At 52.6% G+C, this 8,541-nt stretch carries 7 protein-coding genes; 1 reads left to right on the top strand and 6 read right to left on the bottom strand.

Annotation, left to right across the window (positions count from 1 at the left end; translation table 11 throughout):
• The first annotated feature begins 264 nt into the window (after positions 1 to 264).
• On the top strand, positions 265 to 624 hold the full coding sequence (locus B880_RS0115805) for a DUF1304 domain-containing protein (RefSeq protein WP_017348415.1): 360 nt from the start codon (positions 265 to 267) through the stop codon (positions 622 to 624).
• A 165-nt stretch (positions 625 to 789) separates the two neighbouring features.
• Here the strand turns inward: B880_RS0115805 and B880_RS0115800 are convergent, their stop codons facing one another.
• The 6 genes from B880_RS0115800 to B880_RS0115775 form a co-directional block, all read right to left on the bottom strand.
• On the bottom strand, positions 790 to 1,806 hold the full coding sequence (locus tag B880_RS0115800; protein WP_017348414.1) for a substrate-binding domain-containing protein: 1,017 nt from the start codon (positions 1,804 to 1,806) through the stop codon (positions 790 to 792).
• A gap of 29 nt (positions 1,807 to 1,835) precedes the next feature.
• Entirely contained in the window at positions 1,836 to 3,245 is a 1,410-nt protein-coding gene (locus B880_RS0115795; protein WP_017348413.1) for a sucrose-6-phosphate hydrolase, read from the bottom strand.
• The gene (locus B880_RS0115790; protein WP_017348412.1) at positions 3,245 to 4,615 is read right to left on the bottom strand and encodes a sucrose-specific PTS transporter subunit IIBC; all 1,371 of its coding nucleotides are present in this window, start codon (positions 4,613 to 4,615) and stop codon (positions 3,245 to 3,247) included. The genes B880_RS0115795 and B880_RS0115790 overlap by 1 nt, the downstream gene beginning before the upstream one ends.
• Positions 4,616 to 4,680: 65 nt before the next feature.
• Entirely contained in the window at positions 4,681 to 6,210 is a 1,530-nt protein-coding gene (locus B880_RS0115785; protein ID WP_017348411.1) for a carbohydrate porin, read from the bottom strand.
• A 158-nt stretch (positions 6,211 to 6,368) separates the two neighbouring features.
• Positions 6,369 to 7,295 (bottom strand): aminoimidazole riboside kinase, encoded by a 927-nt coding sequence (locus B880_RS0115780; protein WP_036646167.1) that lies wholly within the window; start codon positions 7,293 to 7,295, stop codon positions 6,369 to 6,371.
• 175 nt (positions 7,296 to 7,470) lie between these two features.
• Complete coding sequence (locus tag B880_RS0115775) at positions 7,471 to 7,977, bottom strand: hypothetical protein (RefSeq protein WP_017348409.1); 507 nt, start codon at positions 7,975 to 7,977, stop codon at positions 7,471 to 7,473.
• Between the last annotated feature and the right edge of the window lie 564 nt (positions 7,978 to 8,541).

Genomic DNA, 8,541 nt, shown 5'->3' with positions numbered 1-8,541 from the left:
TATCAAATAGCATTTACAGCGTAAGTGCGATTAATACTTATTATGTTAAATTTTATCTATGGATATAAACTCACCACAGTAATAATCTCACCTTCTTCCTTTTCAAACACCCCATTCCCTGAAGCATTCCAGCCTGGAGGCCTCTTTACCCGCTAATGCTATGATGTTAACTGGGCAGGAAAGGGTACCAGAAGCTCCCACCGGGGATCTTTGGGCGATCGCTGTAACTCAGCTGCTGTAATTCAACATTCTGACAGGTTAACTATGTTATCAACTCTTCTCATCGTGCTGGTTGCCGCTATTCATGTCTACATACTGATCCTTGAAATGTTCTTGTGGGATACCCCATTTGGCCGTAAGGCTTTCAATCTGAGCCCGGCTTTTTCACGTGACACAAAAGTGCTGGCTGCTAATCAGGGGCTTTACAATGGCTTTTTGGCGGCAGGACTGCTTTATGGGGTGTGGTTAGGGAGCGATGGCTTGCAGTTTAAGCTGTTTTTCCTGATATGCGTGATGTTAGCGGGCATTTATGGTGCGGTAACGTCAAGCAGGAAGATTCTGTATGTTCAGACAATCCCGGCTCTACTCGCTACCATCGCGCTGCTTTACCAGGATTTTGGCTGAAGGCTGCTTCCTGCGTGAACGGTACCTATTAAGTGGAGCGTTTAAATGATCAGGCTTCAGAGCCCGATGTCCAACCGGGCTCTGAACTCCCGGTCTCCGCGCTGTTTCGTGCCCTGAACCGCTTACTTCCAGAAGATGCGCCCCGATTATCAAAAACAACGCACGCTAAACCGGTTCGCTGTGACGTAAACGCAATGTCGCAGGAAGAAAGCGCCGGGTAATATCAGGCTCCTGGTCAGCAATGAGCGCCGTTACCAGAGCAAAACATTCCTGTGCCAAATGCGGAATATCCTGTTGAACGGTATCAATCTTGATAGAGAGCGAATCATAGAGATAGTGATCGTCAAAGCTGGCAACGCGGATATCACTGTCCAGCAAGTGATGCTGACTCATGTAGCGCAGTACCCCTTCCATGAGGCCGCAGGCGGCAGTGAAGATAGCTTTCGGCGGACGTCCAAGTCGGGCACAGAGCGCGGCGAACATCTCATAGCCGCTGCTGGGATGGTAGTTGCCGTGAATGATCCACTCCGGACGCGCTGTGACCCCTGCTCTCTCCAGCCCCTGCATAAAGCCGGCAAGTCGGTCTTTGGTCGGCGAAAGACGCGGCTGTCCGCCTATGAAGTAGATTTCATCGGGATTGGTGCGGGCCAACCTCTCGACCAGATCGGCTGTTGGTGTGACGGCTTCCGTCACCACCAGCGGCAACTGCGTATCTTCTATATAGCGGTCAAACAACACGACCGGCATCTGCTCACTCAGTTTTACGTAATTGCTATCGCTGAGCATGCTGGATGCCACAATCAGCCCATCGACCTGTCGCGCCACTAAATTATCGACGACGACCTGCTCCTGACCCGCATTTTCGTCCGTACAGGAAATCAGTAGCTGTAAGCCTGCCTCGCGGCACAGGTTTTCCAGCGCGTGAGCAAAAACCGCAAAGCCGTGGTTGGTTATCTCCGGCACCACTAATCCCAGGGTATGGCTGCGATTATCACGCAACAGGCGTGCATGGATGCTGGCCTGATAGTGATGCTCGCGCGCTAGCGTTAGCACCCGTTCCCGCGTCTCTTTTGCTACACGCAGCTCTTTACCCCGCCCGTTCAGCACCAGGCTGGCAGTTGCTTTAGAAACACCCGCCAGCGCGGCGATGTCAGCAATGGTAACGCGTTTGGTTTTTCTCACGTCGATGCATCAGTCAATGAAACAATGACTTATTCTATCACGGTGTGCTGCAACGACCAGTAGCGGGCCTGCACTTCTGCATCACCCATCAGCGTTAACTGCGCCGTCTTCGCAGGAAAGTATCGGCTGCTCATTACGCCTTCACCCTCGTTAATAAAGATCTCAACGCTGGAGTGATCGCACAAAATCTGCAACTGGCTGACCGCACCTCGCCAGTATCGATATTGCCATTCACCGCTCTCAAGGCTGCGTCGGGCAAGGCGTAATCCCTGGTCATGCCACTCCAGATGCAGAGTATCCGCAAAATTCAGCGTGATCCCGCCCTGTGCCACAAGCAGTATCTCAAGACGCTGCGCGCCTATCACCGGAGCCTCCACTGCCCGTCCCTTAAAGTGAAACTCCTCGCCACGCAGTGACTGCAACTCCTTTACCGGTCGCTGAAGGAGACGCCCCTCTTGTGTCACGAGCTCACGGACACAGGTCATCTGATGGATCCAGCCATGCGCGATGGTAGGCTGGCGCATCTCTTCCCCGTCTGGCACGCCCATCCAGCCAACCAGCAGGCGGCGCCCATCAGCGCTCAGCGTGGTCTGTGGCGCGTAGAACTCAAACCCGGCATCCAGTTCATTCACTGCCCCATGCACGTAGCGGGCAGCATCATAATCAAGTTCTCCCGCCACCCAGGCACTGGAATGCGTATTGAGAAAACGGTGCTTTTCACGCGTAATGCCCTGCGGGCAGAAGATCAGGAACGTCGTATCATCCAGGGTAAACATGTCGGGGCACTCCCACATGTATCCAGCATCCCCCAATGCGTTCAGCCCACTGCCTGCGATCTCGCCCAGATTGTGCCAATCATGTAAATCCGCAGAGCGTAGCAGCAGGACTTTGCCCTCTTCCTGGCTATTCTGTGCGCCCAGCACCATGTACCACTCATTACCATACTGCCAAACTTTTGGGTCACGGACGTGGCCGGTATAGCCCGCCGGTAGCGCAATAACCGGGCCTGACTTATCAAAACCGCCCGCCTCATTTTGTATCGCCAGACACTGCCAGGCAGTGCGCGATCCGTCATCAAACTTGACGTTGCCGGTATAGATAAGCGTCAGCACGCCATTATCATCGACGGCGCTGCCGGAGTAGCAACCGCTGCGGTCATACTCTTCATCTGGCATCAGCGCAATGGGCTCATGTTGCCAGTGCACCAAATCGTCGGAGCTCCAGTGGCCCCAGCACTTGTGTTGATGTTTACAGCCCAGCGGATTCCACTGATAGAACAGATGGTAGCGCCCGGCGAAATCGATGAAGCCATTCGGATCGTTAAGTAATCCGGTTACAGGGGCAAGATGAAAGCCGGGATAGTACGCGTCGCTCATTGCTTTTTTCTGGCCACGTATCACCGCTTGCAGAATGTTGGGGAGTAAGGCTGATGAGGTCATTAGTCGGTATCCGTTTTGTATTTAAGCAGCAAAGAGAGGATAAACGCGGCACTGAAGGCGATAACCATACCAATAGCATAGTTGAGCAGTGAGCTGGCCTGAACGATGGCCATGCCTGGAATACCGGTCAGTCCTACTGCGGTCATTGACACATGTACCGATACCACCCAGGCTCCGCCCAATGCTCCGCCCACCAGGCCTGCGATAAACGGCTTCATAAAGCGCAGGTTGATACCAAAAATGGCGGCTTCGGTAATGCCAAGCAGCGCGGAGAAGCCAGAAGGCAACGCAATCGCTTTAATCTTCACGTCCCTGGTCTTGAACCAGACGGCCAGGCAGGCCCCGCCTTGTGCCACGTTAGCCATGGCCCAGATTGGCAGCAGAAAGTTAACGCCAATCTGCGGATTTCCCAGTAATCCGGCCTCAATCGCGTGGAAGCTATGATGCACACCCGTGATGACAATCACCGAGTAAAGGCCGCCAAAGAGTAAACCGGCCAGCCAGCCTGCATGGGCAATCAGTGTACTGAGCACAAACGAGATGCCATCTCCCAGCATACGTCCTGCGGGGCCAATGATCAGCAGTGCAACGAAACCGGAGATAATCACCGTCAGGAAAGGGGTCAGAATCAGATCCAGCGCATCCGGGATCACCCGGCGCAGCTGTTTCTCTATTACGCTCATAAACCACACCGCGAGCAGTACCGGGAATACGGTACCCTGATACCCGATCATCGCCACTTCAATGCCGAAGAAATTCATGGTGTGGAATCCGGCTGCCACGCCCCAGGCGTTCGTCAGCGCAGGATGCGTCAGGATGCCACCCAGCGTGGCGCCGAGGAACGGGTTACCGCCAAACTCGCGCGCGGCCGTGAAGCCAATCAGGACAGGCAGAATAATAAAGGCTGCCGAGCTGCACATATCCAGCATGATATACAGTGCATTACCAGGGTCCACCCAACCATAGGTTTTCACCATTCCCAGCAGGCCCATCAGCAGGCCAGAGGCCACGATAGCCGGAATAATCGGTACAAAAATGTTCGAAAGCAGACGCGCAATGCGCTGGAAAGGGTTAAGTTTACGCGCGGCGATATCGGCGGCTTCTGATTTGCTGGCTTCGCTGATACCGGCTTCCTGGATAAACGCAGCATAGACTTTATTTACCACGCCAGTACCAAAGATCACCTGTAGCTGTCCTGCGTTGCGAAAACACCCTTTTACACCCTCTATTTTACCGATCGCAACGGTATCCGCTTTTTCATCGTCAGCCAGTACCAGTCGCAGGCGAGTGGCACAATGCGCTGCACTGGCAATATTCTCCTTGCCTCCCAGCAGCGGGAGTAGCGCTTGGGAGATGTGTTTAAAATCCATAATGACCTCAGTTTTTCGTTTTTATGCCATCAATAAGAAACAAGGCCCCCGTGAGGGCCACATCATCAGAACCAGGTTTCCATCTGCACGCCGAAGTTCCACTCCCCACCTGCGCTGAAGCCGTTGCTGCCAAAGGCATCATCGCTGGCGTAGTTATCGAGGCGGTGATCCCAGTCCATCCAGCTGGCGAACAGGCGGATTTCCGGGCGTTTGAGGAATTCCCCCACGTCGCCGGCTTTCAGCGTTGGCGCCACGGTGAATTTATAGAAGTTACCGCTAACGGCGTTGCGGTTGTTGTAGCCTTTGGGACGCAGGTCCATATACTGGTATGAACCCTCATACTGCATCTCAAAGTTCTGCGTGATCTCTTGTATCAGCCGCAGGTTAGCCGTAGCCCATTCATAGCTGTCGCCGCTGACGTAGCGATCTTTACTGCTCTGCGCCAGGAACGCCGGGGCAATATGCCAGCCGCCACCGAGCGGCGTCATGCCGTAGCTGGCAATGCGCCAGGTATCTGCTTCCGGCAAGAGCGCGCCATCGGCACCGATCGTTTTTACTTCTGCACCCAGGCCGTGACCGTAGAGCAGCGCAGTTTTAGCCGAGCCTTCTCGCAGGCCATAGAAGCTATCGTTGTACAAGCCGATCATGCCATGCACACCGCTGTTAGCCGCATTACCTTTAACGCGATTGCCCTCAATGTCGGTACGTGCATTGTTGTCCTTTGCGCGCATGCCACTCACCATGAACTGCAACGGACCAACAAAGTTATTTAACGAAAGGATGTAGTTTTGCGCGGTATTCTCGTTGTTTTCGATATCACCAAAGGTGCGCCCGTAAACTGACAGATTGCTGCGGGCTTCATTGGCCCACTTTACGTCATAGATACCCGCGCCAGTGCCTGCGAGAAACACCACGTCGGAGTCGATCCAGTGAATATCGAAATTGTCACGATCGAAGCGCTTACCGGCCCAGACGGTACTGTCTTTAAACGCACCAGTGAAGGTAGGCAGTTGACCGAGTTCAACAAACGCCTGTCGCAGATTAAGATCGCTGCTGGCAGCACTCCAGTCGTTATAGGTCCGCTGACCATCAGCCAACATCGCTTTAAAACGTGTGGTAGCGCCATTGGCCAGCGTCTGCTTATGTTCGAGGTTGAGCTCAACGTAGGTATCCGGCTCATTACCCAGTCGGCCAATGTTACCTCCCGTCTCACCCGCAGGCGTCACGGTGGGGCCACCCTGCGTTTTTGCCGCTGAGCTGTTCATCAGTAGCCCGGAACGGGCGTACCCATGAAATTCAAATACGCCCTCTTCACTCTTATTACTGACCGGGATTTTTTGCTCTGGTCTGGAAGTGGGCTGCGCGACCTGGGCAGTAACGCCCTGTTTCTGCTGCTGTTGAGTAGCCAGTTTTTGCACCTGTTTTTCCGCTGCCTGCGCGCGGTATTCCGCGACACTGGCTCGCTGTTCAGCGGCGGCGAGTCGTTTTTCCATCGCCGCTAAGCGTGCTTCAATCTCCTGCATCTCTGAGGTCGCCGATGCCGAGCCAGAGGCTAATAACGTACTAAGGGTTAAGGCAATGAGGGTTTTATTCACTTTGCGTCCCGGAGGTAAGGCTATCATCGACTATTTGTAGTTTTGCTAAACCGGTTTAGGTCAGGCATCATAGTGGCGCTGATTTTGAAAGCGCAACGGATTTAGCTAAACCGATTTATTTGATGTGAAGTGGGTCGCAAAACGCAGAGGATGGGGTCTTATCGGGAGAGATGATCCTGAAGTTGTTGGTAGTCAGGGAGAGCCGTCATGGCACCCTTTGCGGTGGTCGCCAGTGCGCCACAGGCCTGAGCAGACTGCAGACGCGCCGCAAGCTGCTCACCATCAGCAGGTGTGCCATGCTGCGCCAGCCCCCATAACAGGCCAGCCACAAAGGCGTCTCCTGCTCCCGTGGTATCCACGCTGTTGACGGTTTGCGCGGGATAGTGAGTCAGAGTGCCGTTGTGCCAGGCGCACACGCCGGCGCTACCCCGAGTCACCAGCAACAGGGTTACGGGGTAGCGCTTAACCAGAAGCTCAATGCCCGAATCTCTGTCCAGGCAATCTGTCAGAAATACCAGCTCCTCTTCAGAGAGCTTCACCACATTCGCTAACTGTAGCGCCTGATCAATACAGCATCGCAGCGTCGTTTCTTCTGCCCACAGGTCCTGGCGGATATTGGGATCGAAACTAACAAATCCCCCTGAGTCACGCATACGCTGCATGGCGGTGATCGTTGCCGTTCTGGAAGGGTCTTTTAGCAGCGCGATTGAGCAACAGTGCAGCCATTCACAAGGCTGAAAATCAGGCAGGTCGCCAACATCAAGGAACAGGTCCGCACTGGGGCGAACCATAAAGGTGAATGTCCGCTCTCCCTCGCTGTCCAGGGATACCAGGACCGTTGAGGTACGCTGTGCGGGGTCTGTTTGCATATAAGAAACATCAATGTTCTCCTCCTGCAATGTGTTTTTCATGAACAGGCCGAAGGGATCGCTTCCTACTCTCCCAATGAATCCGCTGTTTCCTTGAAGGCGTGCGACACCTACGGCTACATTTGCAGGTGCACCCCCCGGGCATTGCAACAACCGCCCCTCCGTATCAGGTAATAAATCAACTACCGCATCGCCCAAACACCAAACACGCTTCATAGTCATTCACTCCATTAATGCTAAACCGTTTTAGCTTAAAGATCGGATTATGCATTAATGTTGTATTGTGTTGCTAGCGCCAGATGAGGGATGTTAGAGGCTTGCGCGATATTCACATTTCCTGTGACGGTAACCGAGCCGGACACAGCCCGGTTTCCCCCCTGCCTGCTTCCCACTACTGAGCCGAGCTTGCACCGCTCAATGCTTTATAGCGCTGGTAAATGATATATGACCGAAGGGTGAAAAAGCCGACCACGCAGCCAGAAGAAACAGCCAACAGAATAATCAATGCATGGCTGAGGTGGTGGTTTTCAGCCGTTGCCTGGCTGTAGCCGATATAGTAACGCAGGGGGAAGTAGAGCAAAAATATAATAATGACTGAGTAGGTGCCAGACACCGTGACCGTGCCTTCTTTTTGCCCGAGTCTATACGTTTTGGGGCCAAAGATTTTTTTCGCCAGACTTCCGCCAATGACACAGCCTGGCACCCACGTCAAAATCGCAACGAAAACGTCATCCTGCTGTAGCAAATTAATAAAAGAAAAAATCATAAAGCAGACTGGAATAAGCAATAAAAATTTAATATTAACGACTTTTTCAAAGCAAAATGTTATGCAATAAGCCGCGACGACAGCTAAAAGTATAAATACCCATATCGGCGTGCCTGATACAATTCCTAACATAAAACGCTCCTGTGACTGAGATAATGCTCGCCATCAATAAAAGTGTAAAACTATTTGTGGGTGCCAGGGTATTTTCACTACCAATTTGCTTAAGAACATCCAGGGGCAATACTGTTTATCACCTCTTATGTGTCACTGCAACCATGTTTAACGCATTTAGCGTGTGAACATTAAGTTACATGCAACTATAGTGTGGCTATGACGCGCACCATTGTTCGGAAAACGCCCTGATCACGACCAGATTTCACACATTTTCATCAGGTGAGATTTCAGATTAATCCGTTTAAACGCGCAAAAACTCACGTGCATTCCCGTCAAGTTGCCCTGTAATCTCCCCTGCGCCTGAGCATAATGGCACAGTAACTGCCTGAAAATCAGAGGTTAAGCAACAGGTCAGAATCATGGCTTTCTACGAAGTTGAAGCGGACACACCGTTTGGGTACAGGAAGTCAGCATTCACGCGCGCTGGCACCAAAAAACATTAGCCTGATTTCCAGTTTATAAATGGATTTTGTTTCAGCTGTAACATTTTACTGGTTGCAATGGTAAGGAAGTGTGATTAAG

This window comes from Pantoea sp. A4 (assembly GCF_000295955.2).
GTDB lineage: Bacteria > Pseudomonadota > Gammaproteobacteria > Enterobacterales > Enterobacteriaceae > Pantoea > Pantoea multigeneris.
Note: the sequence above shows the minus strand (reverse complement) of the source record. Positions and strands in the feature narration are given on the sequence as shown.

Bases quoted from the DNA above. Each gene is read 5' to 3' on its own strand.
- B880_RS0115790 (WP_017348412.1), bottom strand. From the start codon at position 4,615: ATGGATTTTAAACACATCTCCCAAGCGCTACTCCCGCTGCTGGGAGGC.
- B880_RS0115805 (WP_017348415.1), top strand. From the start codon at position 265: ATGTTATCAACTCTTCTCATCGTGCTGGTTGCCGCTATTCATGTCTAC.
- B880_RS0115780 (WP_036646167.1), bottom strand. From the start codon at position 7,295: ATGAAGCGTGTTTGGTGTTTGGGCGATGCGGTAGTTGATTTATTACCT.
- B880_RS0115775 (WP_017348409.1), bottom strand. From the start codon at position 7,977: ATGTTAGGAATTGTATCAGGCACGCCGATATGGGTATTTATACTTTTA.
- B880_RS0115795 (WP_017348413.1), bottom strand. From the start codon at position 3,245: ATGACCTCATCAGCCTTACTCCCCAACATTCTGCAAGCGGTGATACGT.